Raw genomic sequence first — 23,231 nt, forward strand, 5'->3', positions numbered from 1 at the left:
CTCAGGCTCTCCCGAACAGGCCATAGGGACGGACCAGGATCAATGCGGCCATGGCGCCGTAGATCATCAGGCTGGCGCCTTGCGGCCAGAGGCTGGTCATCATGCTTTGCACCACACCCACCAGCAGGCCGCCGATCAGGGCACCGCCGAACGAGCCCATGCCGCCGATCACCACCACCACGAAGGCGATGCCGAGGATTTCCGGGCCGACGAAGGGCTGGGCGCCACGCAGCGGTGCGAACAGCACGCCCGCCACGCCGGCCAGGCCCACGCCCAGGGCGAAGGTCAGGGAGAACAGGCGGAAGATGTTGGTGCCCAGCAGCGACACGGTTTCGGTGCTTTCGCTGCCGGCCCGCACCAGGGCGCCGAAGCGGGTGCGCTCCAGCAGCAGCCACAGGCCAAGGCCGATCAGCGCGGCGAAACCGATCAGGAACAGCCGGTAGTAGGGGTAGATGAAGTCACCGACGATCAGCACCCCGCGCAATTCCGGTGGCACGGCGATGTTCTTGCCCACCGGGCCCCAGATCAGTACCGAGGCTTCCTGGATGATCAGAGCGATACCGAGGGTGACGAGGATCTGGAAGGTGTGCGGCAGGTGGTAGATGCGCTTGATCAACAGGCGCTCGACCGCCCAGGCCAGCGCCGCCACCACCAGTGGTGCGATCAGCAGGGCCAGCCAGAAGTTGCCGGTAATGGCCACGGCGGTGTAGCACAGGTATGCGCCCAGCAAGAAGAACGCGCCGTGGGCGAAATTGACGAAGTTGAGCAGGCCGAAAATGATCGTCAGGCCCCCGGCGATGAGGAAGTAGATCATCCCCAGGCCCAGGCCGTTGAGCAGTTGGAACAGGTACAAATCGAGCATGAGCGTGCCCTCGACAGCGCGCGGTGCGGCTGCCTGTACGAGTGTTTGTGACTGACGCCGCGGCTTCAGGCCAGGGCGCAACCGGTGTGGTCGACTTCGACGAACGAGCGGCCCGAGCTGATGACTTCGGCCAGGTCGTCCTCGTCGCGCATCTGCCCCTGGGGCTTGCCGCGCAGCAGGTAGTAATCCTTGAGCACCTGGTGGTCGCCCGGGCGGATCAGTTCTTCGCCGGTAGGGCCCTGAAAGCGCATGCCCTGCAACGCCGCGGACACGGCGGCGCCATCCAGGCTGCCGGCCTTGATGATGGCTTCGAGCATGACCTTGGTGCCAATGTAGTCGGCTGCCAGCGGGTAGTTGGGGTTGATGCCATAGGCCTTGCGGGTGGCTGCGACCAGCTGCTTGTTCAGTGGTGTATCGACCTGGTGCCAATACTGCGCGCCCAGGTACACGCCTTCGAGCACGTCGCTGCCCAGCTCCTGGAACTGGTCGAGGCCGGCGGACCACACAATCAGCACTTTCATGCGCTCCTTGATGCCGAAGTTCACTGCCTGGCGCAGGGCGTTGGACGCCTGGCTGCCGAAGTTGAGCAGCACCAGCACGTCAGGCCTGGCGGCGATGGCGTTGGTCAGGTAGCCGGAAAACTCCTGCTCCTGCAGCGAGTGGTAGCTGTTGCCGATGTGTTCCACGCCGAGCTCGGCGAACACCTTGCGGGCGTTGTCCAGCAGGGCATCGCCGAACACGTATTGCGGGGTGATGGTGTACCAGCGCCTGGCCTGTGGCAGCTGTCGGATCATCGGCACCAGTGTTTCGCGGATGGCGCCGTAGGTGGGCACCGACCAGCGGAAGGTCGAGGCATTGCAGTCCTTGCCGGTGATTTCGTCGGCGCCGACCGGGGTCATGAACACGCCGCCGGCCTTGTGGATTTCCTTCGACACCGCCAGAGCCGAGGACGACAGCGTGCAGCCCTGGAAGAAGCGGGCGCCATCCTGGCCGATGGCTTCCTGCACCTTGCGCACTGCCTTGCCGGCGTTGCCTTCGGTGTCGATGACCTTGTACTTGAGCGGGTGGCCGAGCAGTTGCGGGTACTCGGCGATGGCCAGGCGCGAACCCATGTCGGCGTACTTGCCGTAGCTGGCGAAGGCCCCAGACATGGACTTGAGCCCATAGAAGGTCAATGGTTGGTCGGCGAATGCCCGGTGCGCCCCCAGGGGGAGGCTCCCTAAGGCACCCAGGGCAAGGCCTGCCTTGAGCAGGGTACGTCTTTGCATGAGTAACTCCTTGGTTGTGGTTATTAGGCAGGAGTGGCAATGACAAAGCGGGTACGGCCGGGCCTGTGTGCAGGCCTCTTTCCAGGCGGATCAGTGGTTGTGTTCGAACTCCAGCAGGAAGTTGCGGGCAACCTCGCCTTCCAGCGCGGTCATGTGGTGTTCGGCGTCGCACATGTGTTCGTGCATCAGCCGGCGTACGGCGGGCTCGTCGCTGGCGCGCAGGGCGATGAGCAATTGCTTGTGGTAGGCGATGTTGGCAGCGGCGAACTGCTGGCGTTTGGGCAGGTAGGCCTTTTTCAGCACCACCAGGTCGCGCAGCAGGTCGTTGAGGAACACCGCCATGAAACGCAGCAACGGGTTGGGGCAGCGGTCGGCCAGCAGGGTGTGGAATTCCAGCTCCGCCAGGCGCTGTTCGCGCTGGCCTTCCTCGCTGTCTTCCGGGGCGCTGCAGAAATCGATGTTGGCCTGCAGCGCGGTGTAGTCGGCTTCGCTCAGCTTGCCCATTACCGATACCGCCAGCTCAACTTCGATGACCTTGCGCAGCTGGTAGACCTGTTCGCCGTCCAGGTGCTGGAAATGCAGGTAGTTGCGCAGCGCGCGGCTGGCAGGTTCGGTCCCCACTTCATTCAGGTAGGCGCCGCCGCTCGGGCCGGTGCGGGTGCTGACCAGGCCTTCCACCTCCAAGGCCTTGAGCGCTTCGCGGGCGGTACCCTTGGAGCACTCGAAATGCTCCATCAGCTCACGCTCGGTGGGCAGGCGGTCGCCGGGGTGCAGCGCTTCGGTGACGATCGAGCGTTTTACCGATTCGACGATCACATCGGACAGCTTCTGGCGTTTGAGTTTGGGTTTGAGCATTTCGCTATTTTTCATATTTATGCGGATAAATAGGATTTAGCGAGTTTTGCCGGGGTGGGTCAATGCTGGCGGCGGGGGTGGGGTCGCAAATGGTGCGAAAGGGTCGGGGAGGGATAAGTGGTGTTGGATTCACTGGCCTCTTCGCGGGCACGCCCGCTCCCACAGGTACTGCAAAAGGCTCAAGGCCTGCAGGGTTCCTGTGGGAGCGGGCGTGCCCGCGAAGGGGTTCAGGTGATTCAGGTTCAGTTCTGGCGGCCTGGGCCTTGCTGCAGGTGCGCCTGGCTGCAATACCACTCGTTGCCCTGCTGCAGCGCCCGGTCATTGGGCAGGTGCACGCCGCAATGGGCGCAGCGCACCATCTTCAGCGGCGCGTCCAGCTTGGCCTCGGGGTGCGACTGTTGGCTGGCTTTGAACTTGCGCCACAGCCAGAACGCGGCGGCGATCAGGGCGATCCAGAAAAGTAGGCGAACCATGGTGTCCAGCTTGTCGGTTGAAGAAGCCGACAGTCTAGGACGCGGCCAATAAAAAAGGGAGGCCTTGGGCCTCCCTTTCATGTACCGCTGCGTATCAGTCGAACAGACCAAAGGTCATGTAGCTGAACCAGGAGCGGTCCTTCTCGGCTTCCTTCGGCCCTTCCGGCACGATCGGGTCGCCGTTCTCGTCAGTCGGCAGCAACTCACGTGGCATCTCGTCACGTGCGTCCTGGAACTGCTTGACCACGTCCTGGTTGGCGCGGGTTTCGCCCGGCGGCAGCGGGGTGTCGGTTTCGATCAGGCCCAGGGTCGCCTTGGACAGCCAGCCGCGGCCATCAGACTCGGTCTGCTTTGGCTGGAACTCGCCATCTACCAGGCTCGGGTGGTCCGGGTAGTTGAGCTTGAGGGTTTCCAGGCTGGTGGCGGCCAGTTCGTCCAGGTGCATCTTCTGGTACGCCTCGACCATCACTGCCAGGCCGTCGCCGACCGATGGGGTTTCCTGGAAGTTCTCCACCACGTAGCGGCCACGGTTGGCAGCGGCTACATAGGCCTGGCGGCTCAGGTAGTAGTCGGCCACATGGATTTCGTACGAGGCCAGCAGGTTGCGCAGATAGATCATGCGCTGCTTGGCGTCTGGCGCGTAGCGGCTGTTGGGGAAGCGGCTGGTCAGCTGGGCGAACTCGTTGTACGAGTCGCGGGCAGCGCCCGGGTCACGCTTGGTCATGTCCAGCGGCAGGAAGCGCGCCACCAGGCCACGGTCCTGGTCGAACGAGGTCAGGCCCTTGAGGTAGTAGGCGTAGTCGACGTTCGGGTGCTGCGGGTGCAGGCGGATGAAGCGCTCGGCAGCCGACTTGGCAGCCTCGGGCTCGGAGTTCTTGTAGTTGGCGTAGATCAGTTCGAGCTGCGCCTGGTCGGCATAGCGGCCGAACGGGTAGCGCGACTCCAGGGCCTTGAGCTTGTTCACGGCGCTGGTGTAGCTGGAGTTGTCCAGGTCAGCTTGTGCCTGCTGGTACAGCTCGGCCTCGCTGAGGTTCTCGTCAATCACTTCTTTATTGGAGGAACAGGCCGCGGTGAGCCCGAGGATGGCGATCAGCAGCAGGTGTTTCACTTGCATGGCGGCTTGCGTCCCTTTGACGGCCGCTGTCTTGGGCGGTGCCGTCCTGTTATGATGAGCGCCCCGGCCAACCCCGGGACAAAAGAAGTCGTATTTAACCACAAGCTCGCAGCCGAAACCAAAGGCTGTGCGCCCGCCGAATCGAGCATGTCCGAGATCATTCAACTTAGCGCAGAGGTGCCGTCCGAACTGGGCGGTCAACGCCTCGACCAGGTCGCCGCCCAATTGTTCGCCGAGTACTCGCGTTCCCGGCTGACTTCGTGGATCAAAGAAGGCCGCCTGACGGTCGATGGCGCCGTGGTGCGCCCTCGAGACCTCGTCCATGGTGGCTCGCAACTTGTCCTGGAGGCCGAGCAAGAGGCCCAGGGCGAGTGGGTCGCCGAAGATATCGAGCTGGATATCGTCTACGAAGACGACCATATCATGGTGATCAACAAGCCTGCCGGGCTGGTTGTGCACCCGGCCGCCGGGCATGCCAGCGGGACTTTGCTCAATGCACTGCTGCACCACGTGCCTGACATCGTCAACGTACCACGCGCCGGTATCGTCCACCGCCTGGACAAGGACACCACCGGCCTGATGGTGGTGGCCAAGACCTTGCAGGCGCAGACCCGGCTGGTCGAGCAGATGCAGGCGCGCAAGGTCAGCCGCATCTACGAGTGCATCGTGATTGGCGTGGTCACCGCCGGCGGCAAGATCGACGCCCCGATCGGGCGCCACGGCGGCATGCGCCAGCGCATGGCGGTCACCGACGGCGGAAAGCCGGCAGTCAGCCACTACCGTGTGCTCAAGCGCTTCCGCTCGCACACCCATGTGCGGGTCAAGCTGGAAACCGGCCGTACCCACCAGATTCGCGTGCACATGGCTCACGTTGGCTTCCCGCTGGTCGGCGACCAGACCTACGGCGGGCGCTTCCGCATTCCGCCGGCAGCCAGCCCGACCATGGTCGAGGCGGTGAAAACCTTCCCGCGCCAGGCACTGCATGCGCGCTTCCTGGCATTGGCCCACCCGATTACCGGTGAAGTCATGAAGTGGGAATCGCCGCTGCCGGATGACTTCGTCTGGTTGCTGTCGCTGCTGAACCAGGACCGCGAGAGCTTTGTCGGATGAGTGGCCTGACGCAGTCGCTGCTGCTCCCCGACTGGCCGGCCCCGGCCTCGGTGCGCGCCTGTGTCACCACCCGTCAGGGCGGCATCAGCCTGCCGCCCTATGAAACCTTCAACCTTGGCGACCATGTAGGGGACGACCCTGCCGCGGTGGCTGAGAATCGTCGGCGCCTGAGCGACGAATTCGCCATCCAGCCGGCCTGGCTCAAGCAGGTGCATGGGCTGGTAGTGGCGGATGCTGACCCGGCCGTGGTGGCCGAGGCCGACGCCAGCTGGACCGACCAGCCTGGTATTGCCTGCACCGTTATGACTGCCGATTGCCTGCCTGCGCTGTTCTGCGACCGGGCCGGTACCCGTGTGGCCGCGGCGCATGCTGGCTGGCGCGGGCTTGCCGGTGGTGTGCTGGAGGCCACCCTGGATCGCCTGGCACTGCCGCCCGAAGAGGTGCTGGTGTGGTTGGGGCCGGCCATTGGCCCGCAGGCGTTCGAAGTGGGGCTTGAGGTGCGCGATGCCTTCACGGCGGTGCACCCGGAAGCGGCCAGGGCCTTTGTCGATGGTGCCCGGCCGGGCAAGTTGATGGCCGACATCTATGAGCTGGCGCGTATCCGTTTGGCGGCGCGTGGGGTGACTGCTGTTTACGGCGGTGGCTTGTGCACAGTCAGCGATGAGCGGTTCTTCTCCTATCGCCGTACCCCGCAGGGTGGGCGTTTTGCTTCCCTGGTGTGGCTGGAGCCGCGCTAGCCTGCACTGGCCTCTTCGCGGGCACGCCCGCTCCCACAGGTACACCACAGGTTTAAAAGGTTGCGGATTCCCTGTGGGAGCGGGCATGCCCGCGAATGGCCCAGCACTAATCCAACAGGTTGACCCCGGTCAACCCCGCTACGCTTGAATCTTCCAGAATCAGCCTTATCTATAAGGTCATCTCAGGCAGGTTTCTTCACAAACAGGCGCTGTCCATCGCTCCGACCTGCCCTTTAAAGGAAGGTACCCCCATGCGAATAGACCGTTTGACCAGCAAGCTGCAGCTTGCAATATCCGATGCCCAATCCCTGGCCGTTGGCATGGATCACCCTGCCATCGAGCCCGTGCACCTGTTGCAGGCACTGCTCGAGCAGCAGGGCGGCTCGATCAAGCCGCTGCTGATGCAGGTAGGCTTCGACATCAACAGCCTGCGCCAGGCACTGGTGAAAGAACTCGACCAGTTGCCGAAAATCCAGAACCCCACCGGCGACGTGAACATGTCGCAGGACCTTGCGCGCCTGCTCAATCAGGCTGACCGCCTGGCACAGCAGAAGGGTGACCAGTTCATTTCGAGCGAGCTGGTGCTGCTGGCCGCCATGGACGAGAACAGCAAGCTCGGCAAGCTGTTGTTGAGCCAGGGCGTGACCAAGAAGGCCTTGGAAAATGCCATCAACAACCTGCGCGGCGGCGCGGCCGTCAACGACGCCAACGCCGAGGAATCGCGCCAGGCGCTGGACAAATACACCGTCGACCTGACCAAGCGTGCCGAAGAAGGCAAGCTGGACCCGGTGATCGGCCGTGACGACGAAATCCGCCGTACCGTGCAGGTACTGCAACGTCGTACCAAGAACAACCCGGTGCTGATCGGTGAGCCAGGCGTAGGTAAAACCGCCATCGCCGAAGGCCTGGCCCAGCGCATCATCAATGGTGAAGTGCCCGACGGCCTCAAGGGCAAGCGCCTGTTGGCGCTGGATATGGGCGCGCTGATTGCCGGTGCCAAGTACCGCGGCGAGTTCGAAGAGCGCCTCAAAGGCCTGCTGAACGAGCTGTCCAAGCAGGAAGGCCAGATCATCCTGTTCATCGACGAGCTGCACACCATGGTCGGCGCCGGCAAAGGCGAGGGCGCAATGGATGCCGGCAACATGCTCAAGCCGGCCTTGGCCCGTGGCGAGCTGCACTGCGTTGGCGCCACCACGCTGAACGAGTACCGCCAGTTCATCGAGAAGGACGCGGCCCTGGAGCGCCGCTTCCAGAAGGTGCTGGTCGAGGAGCCGAGCGAGGAAGACACCATCGCCATCCTGCGTGGCCTGAAGGAGCGCTATGAAGTGCACCACAAGGTGGCCATCACCGACGGCGCCATCATTGCCGCGGCCAAGCTCAGCCACCGCTACATCACCGACCGCCAGCTGCCGGACAAGGCCATCGACCTGATCGACGAAGCGGCCAGCCGTATCCGCATGGAGATCGACTCCAAGCCGGAAGTGCTGGACCGCCTCGACCGTCGCCTGATTCAGCTGAAGGTGGAATCGCAGGCGCTGAAGAAGGAAGAAGACGAAGCGGCGAAAAAACGCCTGGAGAAGCTGACCGAGGAAATCGACCGGTTGGAGCGTGAGTACGCCGACCTGGAAGAAATCTGGGCCTCCGAGAAGGCCGAGGTGCAGGGCTCGGCGCAGATCCAGCAAAAGATCGAGCAGGCCCGCCAGGAGCTGGAGACCGCCCGTCGCAAAGGCGACCTGAGCCGCATGGCCGAGCTGCAGTACGGGGTGATCCCGGACCTGGAGCGCAGCCTGCAGATGGTCGACCAGCACGGCAAGACCGAAAACCAGTTGCTGCGCAACAAGGTCACCGAGGAAGAAATTGCCGAAGTGGTGTCGAAGTGGACCGGTATCCCGGTAGCCAAGATGCTCGAAGGCGAGCGTGAAAAGCTGCTGAAGATGGAAGAGCTGCTGCACCAGCGCGTGATCGGCCAGGGCGAGGCGGTAACCGCGGTGGCCAACGCCGTGCGTCGTTCGCGTGCCGGGCTGTCCGACCCGAACCGGCCGAGTGGCTCGTTCATGTTCCTTGGCCCGACCGGCGTGGGCAAGACCGAGCTGTGCAAGGCGCTGGCCGAGTTCCTGTTCGACACCGAAGAGGCGATGGTGCGCATCGACATGTCCGAGTTCATGGAGAAGCATTCCGTGGCTCGCCTGATCGGCGCCCCGCCAGGCTATGTCGGGTATGAAGAGGGCGGTTACCTGACCGAGGCGGTACGGCGCAAGCCATACTCGGTGGTGCTGCTGGACGAGGTGGAGAAGGCCCACCCGGATGTGTTCAACGTGCTGCTGCAGGTGCTGGAAGACGGCCGCCTGACCGACAGCCACGGGCGCACCGTGGACTTCCGCAACACCGTGATCGTGATGACCTCCAACCTGGGCTCGGCGCAGATCCAGGAACTGGTGGGTGACCGCGAGGCACAGCGTGCGGCGGTGATGGATGCGGTGGGTTCGCACTTCCGTCCGGAGTTCATCAACCGTATCGACGAAGTGGTGGTGTTCGAGCCGCTGGGCCGCGAGCAGATTGCCGGCATTACCGAAATCCAGCTGGGCCGCCTGCGCAGCCGCCTGCTGGAGCGCGAACTGTCGCTGAGCCTGAGCCCGGAGGCGTTGGACAAGCTGATTGCCGTGGGTTACGACCCGGTGTACGGCGCTCGGCCGCTGAAGCGGGCCATCCAGCGCTGGATCGAAAACCCGTTGGCGCAGTTGATCCTGGCAGGCAAGTTCATGCCGGGGACGGCGATTACCGCCAAGGTGGAAGGCGACGAAATCGTCTTCGCTTGATCTGTTTCACCATGAGCCCCGCATCTGCGGGGCTTTTTTTACCTGTGCAATACCTGTGGGAGCGGGTTCACCCGCGAAGAGGCCCTCACAGCCCCAGCAAATCCGGGCCTTTCCGGCTTCCTGGATAACTTGCTGAAATTTTTGAAATTTTTTCTTGCATCTAAAAACGAGTGCCCCTAATATACGCCGCGTTGTCAGGCACTAAGCGAATCACCAGCAACATCGGTGACCGCAAAACACTTACAAATCAGTAAGTTGAATGAAAAAAAGTGGTTGACAAGCAAAACGAAGAATGTAGAATAGCCGGCCTCAGCAGCTGCAACGCGAAAGCGGATAGCCGAAGAGACCGAAGCTAACACAAGCTTCGAAGCTGTAAAGATGTGCCGAAGTTCAGTTCCGCGATAGCTCAGTCGGTAGAGCAAATGACTGTTAATCATTGGGTCCCTGGTTCGAGTCCAGGTCGCGGAGCCAATCTCGGGGTGTAGCGCAGTCCGGTAGCGCGCCTGCTTTGGGAGCAGGATGTCAGGAGTTCGAATCCCCTCACCCCGACCATTTTCCGGGTCGTTAGCTCAGTTGGTAGAGCAGTTGGCTTTTAACCAATTGGTCGTAGGTTCGAATCCTACACGACCCACCATGTAAAAAGGGCATCTCAAGCGAGATGCCCTTTTTCTTTAAGTATCACGGGGTGTAGCGCAGTCCGGTAGCGCGCCTGCTTTGGGAGCAGGATGTCAGGAGTTCGAATCCCCTCACCCCGACCATTTCCGGGTCGTTAGCTCAGTTGGTAGAGCAGTTGGCTTTTAACCAATTGGTCGTAGGTTCGAATCCTACACGACCCACCATGAAAAAAAGGGCATCTCGCATGAGATGCCCTTTTTTTGCGTTGAATTTATCCCACAAGAATGCGCTCTTGGGCCCACACAGTCCTGTGTGGGAGCGGGTTCACCCGCGAATGCGGCAGCAGGTTCACCATCGCATTCGCGGGTAAACCCGCTCCCACAGGGCATGCTGGTGTCGGTCAGTGCAGTTTCAGGCGCGGCTCGGTACCCCGGCCAATCTTGCTACCCAGCATCATCAACGCCGTACGGAAGAACCCGTACAACGCCATCTGGTGCATCCGGTACAGCGACACATAGAACATCCGCGCCAGCCACCCTTCAAGCTTCACGCTGCCCATCAGGTTACCCATCAGGTTGCCCACCGCCGAGAAGCGTGACAGCGACACAAGCGAACCGTAGTCCTTGTACTCATAGGTCGGCAGCGCCTTGTTCTCCAGCCGCGCCTTCAAACTCTGCGCCAGCATCGAAGCCTGCTGGTGCGCCGCCTGGGCACGTGGCGGAACGTTGCGGTCGCTACCCGGTTGCGGGCAGGCGGCACAGTCACCGAAGGCAAAGATGTTGTCGTCGCGGGTGGTCTGCAGGGTAGGGCGTACCACCAGCTGGTTGATGCGGTTGGTTTCCAGGCCATCGATGTCCTTGAGGAAACCCGGTGCACGGATACCGGCCGCCCACACCTTCAGGCTGGCCTGGATCACTTCACCGTCCTTGGTTTTCAGGCCATCCTCGGTCACTTCACTGACGGCGGCGTTGGTCATCACCTTCACCCCGAGCTTTTCCAGGGTCTTGTGCACCGGCACGCTGATGCGCTCTGGCAGCGCCGGCAAAACGCGCGGGCCCGCCTCGATAAGGGTGATGTGCATGTCCTTGGGCTGGATGCGGTCCAGGCCATAGGCCGCCAGTTCGTGCGCCGCGTGGTGCAGCTCGGCTGCCAGCTCCACACCGGTGGCACCGGCGCCGACGATGGCCACGCTGATTTTTTCGCTGGCCACATCACCGGCATGGGCACGCAGGTAGTGGTTGAGCAACTGCTGGTGGAAACGCTCGGCCTGCTTGCGGGTGTCGAGGAACAGGCAATGCTGCGCAGCGCCCAGGGTGCCGAAGTCGTTGGTGTTGGAACCCACGGCAATGACCAGGGTGTCATAGCCCAGGGTGCGCGCAGGCAGCAGCTCGCGCCCCTCTTCGTCGAGGGTGGCGGCCAGTTGAATCTGTTTGCCTTCACGGTCCAGGCCGCTCATGCGCCCCAGCTGGAAGTTGAAGTGGTTCCACTTGGCCTGGGCCACGTAGTTCAGTTCGTCTTCCGAGGAGTTCAGCGAGCCGGCGGCTACTTCGTGCAGCAGCGGTTTCCAGATGTGCGTGAGGTTGGCGTCGACCAGGGTGATTTCGGCCTGCTTGCGCTTGCCCAGGCTTTTACCCAGGCGGGTCGCCAGTTCCAGGCCGCCGGCGCCGCCGCCGACAATCACGATGCGATGAGTCATGGGGATATCTCATAAGGTTTACGGAATTCGTGGCCCCGGGGGCCGGCCGCAAACTGCACGAGGGGAGGGCGAGCGCAAAGCAGCTCATAGCACCAGTCCACTGAGCAGGCGGCTGATGAGACCCAACCCGATGGTCACGGCCACCACCAGCACAAGGAGCAGCCACGGCCGGAAGGGCCTGCGCTCTACTTGGTGCTGGGGGGCTCGCAGATACTCATCGACACGACGCTGATCTTCCGGATTCAGGCGGCTGGTCATGGTAGGGCCTCGTCAGGTAGACGTTTGTGACTGCGTAAACGCTACAGTGTTCACGCAAGCGCTTGAAACAAATGATAATGCTTTCTATATCTGGCGCCGAGTGTACGCCATCGCAAACATTCGCTGCACTGGATCAAAGACTGATGCCCACGTCGAAGACAATGCTGCGGCCCAGGTTGCCGCGCAGGAAGTCCGGCGCGTCGGGATGGGCAAACAGCACCCGGGCAAACGTCGGCCCGACCAGTGACAGTGAGCGCCAGCCCTGACGCAGGTATTCGGTAGGCGGCGGGAAGTGGGTGTTGAGGTCCAGCACTTCGCGCTTGAGGCTGGCGAAGGCAATGATGTCCAGTTCGTTCAGCTCCAGCCCGCGTTCCCGGTAGTTGTGCGCTTTCTTGCGCAAGGTCGGCGCCAGCCGCCCCAGCAGCTCGGTGGCACTGATGCGCCGTGGGCGCGCCTCGCGGCGTACAAGCTGCGCCAGGGAGAATGCACTGCGCCGGCGCTGCAGTTCTTCGCGCCATTCATCGTTCAGCCGGCGGCCCTCGTCGAGCACGAAAAACACCTCGAACGCCGCGTCGCGGAACAGTACGTCTGGCGGCTCCTGCCCGGCCGGGGTGAAGTCCTCGCTGCGGTAGGGGATGTTCAGCCCCTGCAACAGGCGTTGGCACACCCAACGCTCCCGCTCCCACTTGCGGGCGTTGGAGAGAAAGGCATTGGCTTGTTCCGCCTGGATGGTAAGCAGGCGCAGGTAGTCTGAGTCATCCATGCAGACAAGCTTAGCCGCTAATCGATGACGATAAGATGCTGTTTGTGCGCAGAAATCAGCCCGGTACCGGCGCACTGTTGCGCTAGCCCCGCCAGATGAAACGCAGAATGGGTGTAGACTCGGCGTTATCCACATGGCTGCAAGGGGCATTCGTCAGGTGATCAGCGCGCAGGTGTTGTCCGGCACCACCCTTACGCTTGGCTGGCTGGGATATGTGCCGTTGCTGATCTGGGCGGTCAGCCAGGTGCGCTGGGTTGAGCTGTTCACTGACCGACGCCGCCAGCATCTGCTGTTTGGTACGGTGTTCTGCCTGCTTGCCTTATGGTTGGTGCGGCGCGATTTCGATACCGGTGTGTCGTACCACTTCATAGGCATGACGGCGGTCACGCTGTTGCTGGACTGGCCGCTGGCGGTGCTGGGTGGGTTCATGGCCCAGCTCGGATTGCTGGCGCTGGGGCGTCAGGACCTGGCGGCGCTAGGGGTGAATGGCTTGTTGCTGGTTGGCCTGCCGGTACTGATAGCCGAGGCGTGCGCGATAGGCGTCGAGCGTGCCCAGCCGCGGAACCTGTTTGTGTATATCTTCTGTTCAGGGTTCTTCCCGGCGGCACTGACCGTGCTGGCCTGCCTGTCGACCGCGCTGGGGCTGTTGTGGCTTGACGAGCGCTTCGCCATGCCGGAGTGGCTCAGCGATTTTGTCGGCTACTTGTGGCTGATGATGTTCCCCGAAGCGTTCATCAATGGCACGGTAATCAGCGCGCTGGTGGTGTTTTGCCCGGAGTGGCTGGAAACCTTCAACCGCACGCGGTATCTGCAGGCACCGTGGAAGGAGGGTGAGCGGTGATTGTGTGGGAGATTACCCAGCCCTTCGGGCTGCGCTGTCGCACAGGGAACAATGTTCAAGAGCGTTCACTGTCCCTTGTGGGAGCGGGCGTGCCCGCGAACACCGGCGGAGCCGGTGCCATACACCGCGTTGGCCGTTTCGCGGGCATGCCCGCTCCCACAGAACCCTGCAAAATCAATGATTCATGTGTTGTTCTATGGGGGCGGGTATGCCCGCGAAGAGGCCCGCAAAGACACCTTGCTATCGGCTCAATGCCGCGGCTCCAGGTCCCCCGAATACAGTTCATCCTCGGAGTCTTCTGCCCCCGGAATCTTGTGCTCCTCCGCCGCCCAGGCCCCCAGGTCGATCAGCTTGCAACGGTCCGAACAGAACGGCCGGAACGGGCTTTTCTCGTTCCATTCCACAGGTGCGCCACAGGTCGGGCAATCGACGGTCAATGGCTGGCTCATGGCTGGCCTCCTCGTAAAGTCAGGTAAAAGTGGTGCAGGCGGTCAATCTGCTCATGCAGCGCGGCCAGGTCGCCGTTATTGACCACCACATCATCGGCATGGCGCAGGCGCTCCTCACGGGCCAGCTGGGCCTTGAGAATGGCCTGCACCTGCTCGGCGCTAGTGTTGTCACGCGCCAGGGTACGTGCCACCTGCAGTTCCTGCGGCGCATCGATCACCAGCACCCGCTGGGTCTTCTGGTACTGGCCAGACTCGATCAGCAGCGGTGACACATACACCGCATACGGCGATTCCGCCTTGGCCAGGTAGCTGAAAATCTCCTGCCCGATCAGCGGGTGCAGCAATTGCTCCAGCCATTTGCGCTGCGCCGTGTCGGCGAAGATCAGCTGGCGCAGGGCCGCACGATCGAGTTGACCGTCCGCCTGCAGCACACCGGCGCCAAAGCGCTCGACGATGCTGGCCAGGGCAGGGCGGCCAGGCTCGACAACCCAACGCGCCGCCTGGTCTGCATCGACCAGGTGCACGCCAAGCTCGACGAAGCGCTCGGCAGCGGCGCTCTTGCCGCTACCAATGCCGCCGGTCAGGCCGAGAATCCAGGGGGTAAAGGCCGCAGTGGTCATTAGAATCCAAGCAGTTGTGTGTATGAAACGTATATTTCATCACCCCAGAGCACAGCAATCCACCCCGCAATCGCCAGATAAGGGCCGAACGGGATCGCCGTGCCCATTGCATGCCGGCGCAGACGCAGCAGGCACAGCCCCGCCAGCGCCCCCACCACCGACGACAGCAGCAGGGTCAACGGCAACACCTGCCAGCCACCCCAGGCCCCGATCAGCGCCATCAGCTTGAAGTCGCCATAGCCCATGCCTTCCTTGCCAGTGACCAGCTTGAACAGCCAATACACCGTCCAAAGGCTGAGGTACCCAGCCACCGCACCCCACAGCGCGCTGGTCAGCGGGATGTAGAGGCCAAAGGCGTTGACGATCAGCCCCAGCCACAGCATCGGCAGCACCAGGGCATCCGGCAGCAACTGGTGCTCGGCATCGATCAGGCTCAGGGCCAGCAGGCACCAGGTCAGCGGCAGCGCCAGCAAGGCCTCGGGCGAAGCACCAAAGCGCCAGGCCACCACCAGCGACAGCAGCGCGCTGGCCACCTCCACCAACGGGTAGCGCGGGCTGATGCGGGTTTTGCAGGCTGAACAACGCCCGCGCAAGGCCAGGTAGCTGATGACCGGAATGTTCTCCCACGCGCGAATCCGATGCGCACAATGCGGGCAGCGCGAGGCAGGTAGCCACAGGTCGAAACGCTCGTGTGGCGTGATCGGCAATTCCAGCATTTCCTGCGCCTCACGCTGCCATTGCCGCTCCAGCATGATAGGCAGGCGGTACACCAGCACATTGAGAAAACTGCCCACTAGCAGGCCGAGCACCGTGGTCAGGGTGAGAAAGTACGCTGGCTGCTCAGCCAGCAAAGTCCATAAAGTCATGTTCAGATCAAGCTACCCAACTGGAAGATCGGCAGGTACATCGCCACCACCAGGCCGCCCACCAGCAGGCCCAGGACCAGCACGATGGCCGGCTCCAGCAGGCTGGTCAACTGGTCCAGCGCCTGGCTGACCTGTTCCTCGTAATGGCTGGCGGCTTTTTCCAGCATCTGGTCCAGCGTGCCACTGGACTCCCCGATGGCCGTCAGTTGCACCAGCAGCGGCGGAAACAGCGGCTCAGCGGCCATCGCCTGGTGCAGCCCCTGCCCATTGGCCATGCCCTGGCGCAGCCGCAACACCGCCTGTTCATGCAGGTCGCCGCCACTGACCCTGGCCACCGTGCCCAGCGCATCCAGCAACGGCACCCCGGCGGAGTAGGACGTTGCCAGGCTACGCGCAAACCGCGCCAGCGCCGCCTGCCCCAGCAGCGAGCCGAACACCGGCAAGCCCAGCACCCGGTGAGATATCCACAGGCGCGCTGGCGCGTGCTGCCGGTAGACCTTGCGCATGGCAAAGCCCAGGACCAAGCCCATCAGCAGCAACAACGGCGCAAACCGGCTCAGCCCTGTGGACAAGTCGATCACCCATTGGGTAAATGCCGGCAACGCCACGCCCATGCCTGAGAACATGCTCTCGAATTTCGGTATCACCTCCAGCAACAGGATCGCCGACACCCCCAGCCCCGTCAGCAACAGCAGCAACGGGTAGATCATCGCCTTGCGCACCTTCTTGTGCAGCACCCGACGCTGCTCCAGCATGCCTGCCAGCTGGTCCAGCTGCCTGTCGAGCGTGCCGGACTGCTCCCCCACCCGCACCAGGTTGCAGTACAACGCATCGAACCACCCCGGGTGGCGCTGCAACGCATCCGCCAGGCCCAGGCCCGAGGCCACATCCTGTTTCAACCTATCCAGCAATGCCGCCTGCGCCGCATCACAGCCACTGCGCCCCATCACCTCGAACGCCTGCAGCAGCGGCACCCCGGCCTTGAGCAAGGTCGCCAGCTGCCGGCTGAACCCCGCCGGGTCGGCCTTTGCCCGCCGTTTCGGCAAACTGAACGTCAGCCCACCGGCAGGCCGCAAACTGGCCACCTTGATGCCCTGGCGGATAAGCCCGGCACGCACATAGGCCGGGCTGCGCCCGGACGTTTGCCCGCTGACCGGCGCGCCGTTGGCGTCGGTGCCGTGCCAGGTGTAGAGGAGTGTGGATTGGGTCATGCAAAGGTCCTTTTTCTGCCCGTGCGACAAGCCTGGAAACAGCTTGCCGCGCCCATGCAAGGGCGTGCGTCCGAGATGCTCACTAGAGTAGTTCAGCGAAGACGACGCCCAAGCGGGCAGGGGTGACAAAAGGTGTCTGTTCAGGCCTACTGCGCCGCTGCCAGCCGGGGTCGAGCCTGACCTCAACGAGTACGCGTATCAAAAAGGAAAACGTTCATGAAAGGGCAACGCGGTATCACCCTGATCGAACTGATGATCGTCGTCGCGATCATCGGCATTCTGGCGACCATCGCCTTACCGATGTACACCAACCACCAGTCACGCTCCAAGGCCGCGGCCGGATTGCTGGAGATCAGCGCGCTGAAGACGGCGATGGACCTGCGGTTGAATGACGGGAAGGATGTGGCGGATGTGGCCGCGTTGGGTGGCCAGCCGGCGACGGCACACTGTGCGATCACGGCTAGCGGCAAGGCGGCGGATGGCAGCGGGAGCATCGTTTGCACGCTGGTGGATGCGCCGGCTACTGTGCTGGGCAAGGCACTGACCCTGACGCGTTCGGCTAGCGGGTGGGTGTGCACTACCGACATTGAAGAAGACCTGGCGCCGAAGGGGTGCAAGGCGCCTTGAGGGTGGGGCAATAAACTAGCGGAAACAGGGGTTTGCGTAACGGGTGCGAGCAGTGGTACGTTGCGCTACACGCCGGTGTAGCTCAGTCGGTAGAGCAGCGCACTCGTAACGCGAAGGTCGCAGGTTCGATTCCTGTCTCCGGCACCACATCCAGCTCCACTGCATTCCGCTGAATGCTTTGTAAGCCCTCTAAACCGGCCTTCTGGCCGGTTTTTCTTTTCCACGGCCCTCCGTCGGGAACCAACAAAATCCCCAATAGCCGGGGGTATTTTTGGGGTAAAGCGTCTTTCCTGAATGGAGAACGTACCCCTATGCCACGCCTAGCCACTCCGCTCAGCGACCTCAAATGGCGCACGGCCAAACCGCGTGATCGCGCCTACAAACTGTTCGATGGCGGGGGCATGTACCTGTACGTCAGCCCAGTGGCTCGAAGACTTGGCGGCTGCGGTATTTCAAACCCAACGGCAAGGAAGGCACGCTAATTATCGGCAAGTACCCCATCGTCTCGTTGGCCGTCGCAAGGACCAAGCGCGATGAGGCCAAGGCTCTGTTGCTAGACAATCTTGATCCGATGGAAGAAAAGCAGAAGGCCAAGATCGCAGCCCAGCGGGCGAGCCTTCTCTTTGAAAACGTTGTCCTGGAGTGGCACGTCGAAATGTCCCGGCGCTGGACCGAGGGCCACGCCAAGACGGTGCTGAGCAGGTTGCGCACCCATGTGTTTCCACTGATTGGCCAGCGGCCCATCGCCGAACTCGACACCCACGATCTGCTTGAGGTTACCCAGCGAATCAAGGATCGCGGCACCATGGATGTTGCGCTGCGTGTGCAGAACTACCTATCCACGATTATGCGGGGTGCGAAGCGGGCGCGGCAGATCACTCAAAACCCGGCGCTCGATCTGGTTGGCTCGATTCAAGCGCCGCGCACCGTGCACCGTCCTGCACTCTCGCTAAACCGCCTTCCTGAACTGTTGGATCGAATCGACAACTACACCGGTCGCGAACTGACCCGGCTCGCAGTGCTGCTGACGCTGCATGTATTCGTGCGGTCCAGCGAGCTGCGCTTTGCACGGTGGGATGAATTCGACCTGCAACGGGCGATGTGGGAGATCCCCGATACCCGTAAGCCGATTGAAGGCGCCCGCTATTCCACACGCGGGACCAAGATGAGTGGTGACATTCAGATAGTGCCGCTGTCGCCTCAAGTCATCGAAGATCCTTGAACGGCTGCGCAGCTTGAATCGCTTCTCTGAACTGGTTTTGCCCGGTGATCACAGGTACTGGAAGCCCTTGTCGGAGAACACGGTTAACCAAGTGCTGCGCAATATGGGGTACGACACCACCAAGGACGTCTGCGGGCATGGTTTCAGGACCATGGCTTGTAGCGCCTTGCTCGAATCAGGGCTGTGGACGGATGCGGCGATTGAGCGGCAGATGAGTCATCAGGAACGTAACCGCGTGCGCGCTGCGTACATCCATAAGGCACAATTTTTGGAGCAGCGCCGGTTGATCATGGCTTGGTGGAGTAACTACATCGATGCCAACAGATCGGGCCATGTCACCCCGCATGAGTTTGCCCACCCGGTAGGCGACAACGTCACCGCCTTGCCGAATGGCCATGGCGCATTCAATAGCGGGTGAGCCTGCAAGATTGGCGCTGGCTGCTCTTTCACGCGGGTCCATCCAAACAGGGCTGCAAAGCCGCCCTGTTTGGATGGACCTCACTTTGAAAAGCTAAAAGCCACGACGTTGTCCGGGGTTTACCACGGAATCCCACCGGTGGATAACCGCTTTTCCGATCCTCAACAGCCCGGAATTTCGACCCTTGACCGGGTTTATCCACAGGCGTAGAACTGGACGTGCAAGCGCTGTCGCAACCCAGGTGACCCGGACCTTGAAGGTCACGCCGCTCTCGCGGTGGTTCTCCCCCAAATGGCGATTCGCATCCGGCAGCTCGCCCGGTCACCTCCCGGTGATGGATGCCTACTTCAGATCATGGTCCTCGTGCGCCAGACAACACCTCCTACTTCGCTGCCCTGCAGCAACCTATTCGCTTGGCCGAATCTTGCGCCAACCTGCGCCCCTCTCTTTCTCCTGGAAAGAGACGGGCGCTCCTGACACTGCTGCAGCCCTGATCGCATATGGCTCAGCGGCACTTCCCTTCGTGACAATTGGCGTGACAAACGCCGATTTCACCAGCAACAGCCATGCAGATGATGGTGCCGCAGACCAGGGAGTGGACTGCACCTGACTGACAGTCAGGCATGCCCCGGTCATCGCAGTGCTGCTTCCACCCGGCTCAGGATCTCGCGGCGCTGGCCTCGTCCGCCAGTACAGCCTCCACTCGCCCACCGGTAACGGTGCTCAGGAGGTCAGATCATGAGATGCCCTTGCTCCCGGTCGTAAGGAGCCGCCAGTCCCGCGTAGAGGACATTCCCCACTGGTCGCAGGGGCCTTGATCCCTGATAACACTCAGCATTCTTGGCGGGATGACGTGGGGCGAGGATCGGAGAGCGAACGATGAGGAGACCAACATGGCATTGGTGGGCAGACGCGATGGCCGCAATTTCGGTTACGGCAGGCAACTGCGCTATGCAGGGCCGCAGGCGTTGAAAGACATGTTCGGCAGCGACCACTACGGCACGGTGAAGGCACACTGTGATCGGTGGCAGGCATTCGTAAAGTGGTGCCGCTCCGAACAGGGGCCTGGTATCAATGATGCGCGGCAGATTGATCGGAAGGTATTGGCGGACTATGCGGCGTATCTGCGCGAAGTGGTCGGGCGCGGTGATCTTGCCGTCAGCACCGCGCAAAATCGGCTTTCCAGCGTTAACAGAACCATGGCCGCACTTCGCGGCGATCAGTGCGTGAAATTACCAAGCCCGAGCAAGGCGCTGGGTATGCAGCGCAGCGGGGTTCGCCAGTCGGTGCCGCAGGGCCAAGACCGCGAACAGGTTAAGCAAATCGTTGATACGCTTTGCCGCCACCATCAGCTTCGAGCCGCCGCGATCGTTCTGCTGGTGAGAGCTACCGGTATGCGCCTGCGCGAGGCCATCTTGGCTGACTTGCCACGGCTCAGCCTCGAGGCGAAAGACTTCGGCAAGATCAACATCCAGGACGGCACCAAAGGCGGTCGTGGCGGTGCATCTGCCCCACGTTGGATTACGGTGGATGACCACATTCAGAGCGCGCTTGGATTTGCAGAGCAGGTATCGCCTGCGTGTGGCCGTAACCTGATTGCTCCTAACGAAAGCTACCGGAGCGTTTTGCAGGAAATCGTCCGCCCCGCGCGGGACATCCTACATGCAAACAACCTCAAAGGTTTCCATGAGCTGCGGGCGGCGTATGCATGTGAGCGCTACGAGCAAATCACCCAACACCGCGTACCTATCAACGGCGGCCAATGTTGCCAGATGGGTCGGTCCCTTGATCGTGAGGCCCGAAGGCAAATCAGCTATGAGCTTGGGCACGGTCGGATCGACGTGGTCGCGGCCTACATTGGAGGACGGACATGAGCAAGCCATTCGATATGGAGTTGTTTTTAGCGGCCGTGCTGACCGGCTCGCACGCGACTCGGCGACGCCATGTGCGGCAGGCAACGCTTATCCAAGCTGAAATTGCAGAGCGCTGGCAGCGAGAGACACTTTGGGCCTGGCAGAGAAAACATGTGATTTGGTTTCTTGAGCATCGCTTGGATCGACGTAGCGAGGTGACGCGATATTACTATCTTCTGACTGCGCGGCTGCTCGCTCGTCGTTTACAAAAAACATGGATGTTCAACTTCTGAGCGAGAATCTGATTTTGATAGGCACGACTGATAGCAATCGATCCCAAGCTGTCCTTGGCGGTGGGCAGCTAACGGCCAAAAGCAGAAAATGGACAGGCTGCTGATCTGTCAGTAAATCATTCAAATTCGTGTCGCACTTTTGGGTCGAAACTCAAGTCTAACAATACTAGGTGTATTGTCAAACTACTTTTATTGGACTTTGTGTTCTGATTTGAAGTGGTTGATTGTGGTAGTGATAAAAATTATAAGTGATAGTCCGTCAGAGTTCTGGTCAACGATTTTTCTTGGTATTAATTTTATATGCGGATTGTGTCTTTTTTTTCTTTTCAGGTGCGATATTTTAACGCTTTCGTAGGTTTTTGGTGAGAGGCCTGTTTTTGAGTTTTCTAGCATGTTAATTAGGGTGCTTCTAACTGCTTCGAGGTTTTCAATATCATCCGGTAGTATGTGTGATATGTATGCACTTAGAATGAGCGACTCAATTACCGCCTTCTCGCGAGCTAATTTCTGGTGCTTGCTTTGGGCAAAAGAAATGAATTTTTCAAAGTAACTAGATCTGAGGTTTTCTTGTGAAAAGTTAAAGGCTTTATTGATTTGAGTAGGTGCAGGCTCATAGGGGGGGAGTTGTTTGTCTCCCTTGTTTTTACCATTCTGCAATAGTTTTTTATTATTGGTGGGCTTGATAAACTCCTTGGCTGCATTGGAAAGTATTTGCAAGAGAAGATAATCTTTATTGCTTCTGCAGCCTCGGAATTCAGGTGAGTCTAAATGGCTGAACTCACTGGCGGACTTGTAGAAAAATGGATAGGAAATAAATTGCCTAGTGTTTTCCTTTAGATACTTATCCATATTGGTTTTGTTATGCTGGATTAGTTGGTTTTTATGATTTCGGATTGCATAGATTGCCTCGTCCCCGATCGTATACTCGGTGTTGCAAGAGGCTTGATAGACATCAATATCAATGTTTTCGATTTTTTCAAAATCACTGATCTGCTCTTGCTCATCAATGATCTGGAGATAGAGGGATTCGCCTTGCTTGAATACTGGGGTCGAGAAAGATGGCGAATTTTCTGTAGGCGTGGAGAAGCCAAGTAAAATAAAGATTTTGCTCACTGGATTACACCGTTGTTTAGGTAGAAATCTCTTACTTTAGCGATAACTAATGGTGTTAGTTGGCTGGGTGCAACCCTTGTGGTTGTGTAAGTGATAGCTTCTATTTCATTGTCGTACAAAAAAGATGCAAGTACTTCATCTGCAGCAATTGAGTCTGGTATGACAATTGCACGTAAGGATTTTCCATCTATTTGTGTTGAGGCGCTTGATTGGATTTCGATGGTGTAGCAGCGATCGTCGAATTGCTCGCCATTCGGAGTATTTATAAGGGAGTAAATGCTCTCAAGTTCGTAGGCGCAGGGCTGTATTTCATTTCGCTGAATTGTTGTTTTGCCATCAAAATAATTGCTATTTGAGTTGTAAAAAAACTTTACAAATTTCTGGATAAATTCGTAGTTTGTCTCGAATTGATAGTCTTCTTTTTTTGCTTTTTTATGTATATGTTTTTCATATAGTCCCGCTGCATACGCGCCGCTATCGAACGGAAAAATACGGGTAAGGACATTCACTTCAGTGGGGTCAATAATGAAGCATGCAGGATAAACGCTAGAAGTGTTAAATGCCAAGCCTTTGTCGCCAAGTCGATAAGATGGTCTGCCGTAGAAATAGTAAACAAGATTTTCGTTGAATACAGGGCAGAGACTTGGCTCTAAAAGTTTTGAATTGACTATGTTTCTAAGCGTGAAGCAATCACAGGTGTGAACCAATGGCATTACGGGGGGAGCTTCATCGACCGACGCGATCATCATTTTGAAGTACTTATCATTCACGTTGTTAGAGCTTTCTGACGCTGAAAGCTCGGTGTCGGTGTTAAGCATCGTTTCATCCTGATTCATACGCTTTATGTATTGCTCCGCATATCCTAGCCAAAAATGATGCTTCTTTGCCATTATTTTTGATGCGGGGGGCTAAGTTTTTCAACCGCCAGTTTATGGCTGGTTGTTTTTTAACCAAATATTCACGTGCCCTACGCCTTCAGCGCTGTTCATAAAGCATTGTTGACCCAGTTCTCTGTGCGTCCGCTCAGTCGGATGAGCTGCGGGGTGCTGTCAGCCCAGCCTGGTAGGAAAATTGTCCGCTACCACGGTGTCCCGCTCAAATCTCCCTCTTTTGCATAAGACTTTTCGCAATAACTATCTTGCCCTATTTTT

21 protein-coding genes, 6 tRNA genes and 1 pseudogene are annotated in these 23,231 nt (G+C 60.1%); 14 read left to right on the plus strand and 14 right to left on the minus strand.

The window, feature by feature from the left end; translation table 11 throughout:
- Nucleotide 1: 1 nt before the first annotated feature.
- From V3314_RS06970 to V3314_RS06990, 5 genes are all read right to left on the minus strand, one after another.
- The gene (locus V3314_RS06970; protein ID WP_338460056.1) at nt 2-862 is read right to left on the minus strand and encodes a branched-chain amino acid ABC transporter permease; all 861 of its coding nucleotides are present in this window, start codon (nt 860-862) and stop codon (nt 2-4) included.
- A gap of 65 nt (nt 863-927) precedes the next feature.
- A complete protein-coding gene (locus V3314_RS06975) occupies nt 928-2,130 on the minus strand; it encodes an ABC transporter substrate-binding protein (RefSeq protein WP_046617022.1) in 1,203 nt (400 codons plus the stop codon).
- A gap of 90 nt (nt 2,131-2,220) precedes the next feature.
- Nucleotides 2,221-2,985, minus strand: coding sequence for an FCD domain-containing protein (locus tag V3314_RS06980; protein WP_338460057.1), 765 nt, complete (start codon nt 2,983-2,985; stop codon nt 2,221-2,223).
- Nucleotides 2,986-3,227: 242 nt separating this feature from the next.
- Nucleotides 3,228-3,458 (minus strand): PP0621 family protein, encoded by a 231-nt coding sequence (locus tag V3314_RS06985; RefSeq protein ID WP_046617024.1) that lies wholly within the window; start codon nt 3,456-3,458, stop codon nt 3,228-3,230.
- Between the two features lie 94 nt (nt 3,459-3,552).
- Nucleotides 3,553-4,572 (minus strand): outer membrane protein assembly factor BamD, encoded by a 1,020-nt coding sequence (locus tag V3314_RS06990; protein WP_015268855.1) that lies wholly within the window; start codon nt 4,570-4,572, stop codon nt 3,553-3,555.
- A gap of 147 nt (nt 4,573-4,719) precedes the next feature.
- Between V3314_RS06990 and rluD the strand changes: the two genes are divergently transcribed.
- From rluD to V3314_RS07030, 8 genes are all read left to right on the plus strand, one after another.
- The gene (rluD, locus tag V3314_RS06995; protein WP_046617027.1) at nt 4,720-5,682 is read left to right on the plus strand and encodes a 23S rRNA pseudouridine(1911/1915/1917) synthase RluD; all 963 of its coding nucleotides are present in this window, start codon (nt 4,720-4,722) and stop codon (nt 5,680-5,682) included.
- Nucleotides 5,679-6,419: a peptidoglycan editing factor PgeF gene (gene pgeF / locus V3314_RS07000; protein ID WP_046617025.1), complete on the plus strand. Its 741-nt coding sequence runs from the start codon at nt 5,679-5,681 to the stop codon at nt 6,417-6,419. Before rluD ends, pgeF begins: the two co-directional genes overlap by 4 nt.
- A 251-nt stretch (nt 6,420-6,670) precedes the next feature.
- Nucleotides 6,671-9,235 carry an ATP-dependent chaperone ClpB gene (gene clpB / locus V3314_RS07005; RefSeq protein WP_085601752.1) on the plus strand — a complete coding sequence of 855 codons (2,565 nt, stop codon included), beginning with the start codon at nt 6,671-6,673 and terminating at the stop codon, nt 9,233-9,235.
- Nucleotides 9,236-9,630: 395 nt separating this feature from the next.
- Nucleotides 9,631-9,706: transfer RNA gene (locus V3314_RS07010), tRNA-Asn, on the plus strand.
- Between the two features lie 4 nt (nt 9,707-9,710).
- Nucleotides 9,711-9,787 (plus strand) — tRNA-Pro (locus V3314_RS07015).
- 6 nt (nt 9,788-9,793) lie between these two features.
- Nucleotides 9,794-9,869, plus strand: a tRNA-Lys gene (locus tag V3314_RS07020).
- A gap of 47 nt (nt 9,870-9,916) precedes the next feature.
- Nucleotides 9,917-9,993: transfer RNA gene (locus tag V3314_RS07025), tRNA-Pro, on the plus strand.
- Between the two features lie 5 nt (nt 9,994-9,998).
- A tRNA-Lys gene (locus V3314_RS07030) sits at nt 9,999-10,074 on the plus strand.
- Nucleotides 10,075-10,250: 176 nt separating this feature from the next.
- On the opposite strand, the gene V3314_RS07035 is transcribed toward V3314_RS07030, so the two are convergent.
- The 3 genes from V3314_RS07035 to V3314_RS07045 all read right to left on the minus strand — a co-directional run bounded on the left by V3314_RS07035 (nt 10,251) and on the right by V3314_RS07045 (nt 12,567).
- Nucleotides 10,251-11,546, minus strand: a complete 1,296-nt coding sequence (locus tag V3314_RS07035; RefSeq protein ID WP_085626727.1) for an NAD(P)/FAD-dependent oxidoreductase — start codon at nt 11,544-11,546, stop codon at nt 10,251-10,253.
- Between the two features lie 84 nt (nt 11,547-11,630).
- Nucleotides 11,631-11,804 (minus strand): DUF3094 family protein, encoded by a 174-nt coding sequence (locus V3314_RS07040; RefSeq protein WP_013970765.1) that lies wholly within the window; start codon nt 11,802-11,804, stop codon nt 11,631-11,633.
- Nucleotides 11,805-11,937: 133 nt separating this feature from the next.
- Nucleotides 11,938-12,567, minus strand: a complete 630-nt coding sequence (locus V3314_RS07045; protein ID WP_013970766.1) for a DUF1780 domain-containing protein — start codon at nt 12,565-12,567, stop codon at nt 11,938-11,940.
- 133 nt (nt 12,568-12,700) lie between these two features.
- Here V3314_RS07045 and V3314_RS07050 point away from each other — a divergent pair, with 133 nt between their 5' ends.
- Nucleotides 12,701-13,408, plus strand: coding sequence for an energy-coupling factor ABC transporter permease (locus V3314_RS07050; RefSeq protein WP_338460060.1), 708 nt, complete (start codon nt 12,701-12,703; stop codon nt 13,406-13,408).
- Nucleotides 13,409-13,656: 248 nt separating this feature from the next.
- On the opposite strand, the gene yacG is transcribed toward V3314_RS07050, so the two are convergent.
- The 4 genes from yacG to V3314_RS07070 are packed head-to-tail and all read right to left on the minus strand — an operon-like array spanning nt 13,657 to nt 16,554.
- The gene (yacG, locus tag V3314_RS07055; protein ID WP_046616199.1) at nt 13,657-13,857 is read right to left on the minus strand and encodes a DNA gyrase inhibitor YacG; all 201 of its coding nucleotides are present in this window, start codon (nt 13,855-13,857) and stop codon (nt 13,657-13,659) included.
- A complete protein-coding gene (coaE, locus tag V3314_RS07060; protein WP_338460061.1) occupies nt 13,854-14,477 on the minus strand; it encodes a dephospho-CoA kinase in 624 nt (207 codons plus the stop codon). Before coaE ends, yacG begins: the two co-directional genes overlap by 4 nt.
- Nucleotides 14,477-15,343, minus strand: coding sequence for an A24 family peptidase (locus V3314_RS07065; protein WP_338460062.1), 867 nt, complete (start codon nt 15,341-15,343; stop codon nt 14,477-14,479). The genes coaE and V3314_RS07065 overlap by 1 nt, the downstream gene beginning before the upstream one ends.
- A 2-nt stretch (nt 15,344-15,345) precedes the next feature.
- Nucleotides 15,346-16,554 (minus strand): type II secretion system F family protein, encoded by a 1,209-nt coding sequence (locus tag V3314_RS07070; RefSeq protein WP_046616196.1) that lies wholly within the window; start codon nt 16,552-16,554, stop codon nt 15,346-15,348.
- Nucleotides 16,555-16,770: 216 nt separating this feature from the next.
- Between V3314_RS07070 and V3314_RS07075 the strand changes: the two genes are divergently transcribed.
- From V3314_RS07075 to V3314_RS07095, 5 genes and pseudogenes are all read left to right on the plus strand, one after another.
- Nucleotides 16,771-17,181, plus strand: coding sequence for a pilin (locus V3314_RS07075; protein ID WP_322493345.1), 411 nt, complete (start codon nt 16,771-16,773; stop codon nt 17,179-17,181).
- Between the two features lie 71 nt (nt 17,182-17,252).
- Nucleotides 17,253-17,328: transfer RNA gene (locus tag V3314_RS07080), tRNA-Thr, on the plus strand.
- 164 nt (nt 17,329-17,492) lie between these two features.
- Nucleotides 17,493-18,821: pseudogene (locus V3314_RS07085) on the plus strand (integrase arm-type DNA-binding domain-containing protein).
- Between the two features lie 893 nt (nt 18,822-19,714).
- The gene (locus tag V3314_RS07090) at nt 19,715-20,695 is read left to right on the plus strand and encodes an integrase domain-containing protein (RefSeq protein ID WP_338460063.1); all 981 of its coding nucleotides are present in this window, start codon (nt 19,715-19,717) and stop codon (nt 20,693-20,695) included.
- Nucleotides 20,692-20,967: a hypothetical protein gene (locus V3314_RS07095; RefSeq protein ID WP_338460064.1), complete on the plus strand. Its 276-nt coding sequence runs from the start codon at nt 20,692-20,694 to the stop codon at nt 20,965-20,967. The genes V3314_RS07090 and V3314_RS07095 overlap by 4 nt, the downstream gene beginning before the upstream one ends.
- A gap of 189 nt (nt 20,968-21,156) precedes the next feature.
- Here the strand turns inward: V3314_RS07095 and V3314_RS07100 are convergent, their stop codons facing one another.
- Both V3314_RS07100 and V3314_RS07105 read right to left on the minus strand, forming a co-directional pair.
- Nucleotides 21,157-22,080, minus strand: coding sequence for a hypothetical protein (locus V3314_RS07100; protein ID WP_338460065.1), 924 nt, complete (start codon nt 22,078-22,080; stop codon nt 21,157-21,159).
- Complete coding sequence (locus tag V3314_RS07105) at nt 22,077-22,898, minus strand: hypothetical protein (RefSeq protein ID WP_338460066.1); 822 nt, start codon at nt 22,896-22,898, stop codon at nt 22,077-22,079. The genes V3314_RS07100 and V3314_RS07105 overlap by 4 nt, the downstream gene beginning before the upstream one ends.
- Nucleotides 22,899-23,231 lie beyond the last annotated feature (333 nt).

Source organism: Pseudomonas sp. TE3-3-F2023, assembly GCF_036784815.1.
In the GTDB taxonomy this organism is placed as follows: Bacteria; Pseudomonadota; Gammaproteobacteria; order Pseudomonadales; family Pseudomonadaceae; genus Aquipseudomonas; species Aquipseudomonas pudica.

Bases quoted from the DNA above. Each gene is read 5' to 3' on its own strand.
- V3314_RS07105 (WP_338460066.1), bottom strand. From the start codon at position 22,898: ATGCTTAACACCGACACCGAGCTTTCAGCGTCAGAAAGCTCTAACAAC.
- clpB (WP_085601752.1), top strand. From the start codon at position 6,671: ATGCGAATAGACCGTTTGACCAGCAAGCTGCAGCTTGCAATATCCGAT.
- V3314_RS07075 (WP_322493345.1), top strand. From the start codon at position 16,771: ATGAAAGGGCAACGCGGTATCACCCTGATCGAACTGATGATCGTCGTC.
- V3314_RS06980 (WP_338460057.1), bottom strand. From the start codon at position 2,985: ATGCTCAAACCCAAACTCAAACGCCAGAAGCTGTCCGATGTGATCGTC.
- V3314_RS07070 (WP_046616196.1), bottom strand. From the start codon at position 16,554: ATGACCCAATCCACACTCCTCTACACCTGGCACGGCACCGACGCCAAC.
- pgeF (WP_046617025.1), top strand. From the start codon at position 5,679: ATGAGTGGCCTGACGCAGTCGCTGCTGCTCCCCGACTGGCCGGCCCCG.
- V3314_RS07040 (WP_013970765.1), bottom strand. From the start codon at position 11,804: ATGACCAGCCGCCTGAATCCGGAAGATCAGCGTCGTGTCGATGAGTAT.
- coaE (WP_338460061.1), bottom strand. From the start codon at position 14,477: ATGACCACTGCGGCCTTTACCCCCTGGATTCTCGGCCTGACCGGCGGC.
- V3314_RS06970 (WP_338460056.1), bottom strand. From the start codon at position 862: ATGCTCGATTTGTACCTGTTCCAACTGCTCAACGGCCTGGGCCTGGGG.
- V3314_RS07035 (WP_085626727.1), bottom strand. From the start codon at position 11,546: ATGACTCATCGCATCGTGATTGTCGGCGGCGGCGCCGGCGGCCTGGAA.
- V3314_RS06985 (WP_046617024.1), bottom strand. From the start codon at position 3,458: ATGGTTCGCCTACTTTTCTGGATCGCCCTGATCGCCGCCGCGTTCTGG.
- yacG (WP_046616199.1), bottom strand. From the start codon at position 13,857: ATGAGCCAGCCATTGACCGTCGATTGCCCGACCTGTGGCGCACCTGTG.
- V3314_RS06990 (WP_015268855.1), bottom strand. From the start codon at position 4,572: ATGCAAGTGAAACACCTGCTGCTGATCGCCATCCTCGGGCTCACCGCG.
- V3314_RS07050 (WP_338460060.1), top strand. From the start codon at position 12,701: ATGGCTGCAAGGGGCATTCGTCAGGTGATCAGCGCGCAGGTGTTGTCC.
- rluD (WP_046617027.1), top strand. From the start codon at position 4,720: ATGTCCGAGATCATTCAACTTAGCGCAGAGGTGCCGTCCGAACTGGGC.
- V3314_RS07095 (WP_338460064.1), top strand. From the start codon at position 20,692: ATGAGCAAGCCATTCGATATGGAGTTGTTTTTAGCGGCCGTGCTGACC.
- V3314_RS07065 (WP_338460062.1), bottom strand. From the start codon at position 15,343: ATGACTTTATGGACTTTGCTGGCTGAGCAGCCAGCGTACTTTCTCACC.
- V3314_RS07090 (WP_338460063.1), top strand. From the start codon at position 19,715: ATGGCATTGGTGGGCAGACGCGATGGCCGCAATTTCGGTTACGGCAGG.
- V3314_RS06975 (WP_046617022.1), bottom strand. From the start codon at position 2,130: ATGCAAAGACGTACCCTGCTCAAGGCAGGCCTTGCCCTGGGTGCCTTA.
- V3314_RS07045 (WP_013970766.1), bottom strand. From the start codon at position 12,567: ATGGATGACTCAGACTACCTGCGCCTGCTTACCATCCAGGCGGAACAA.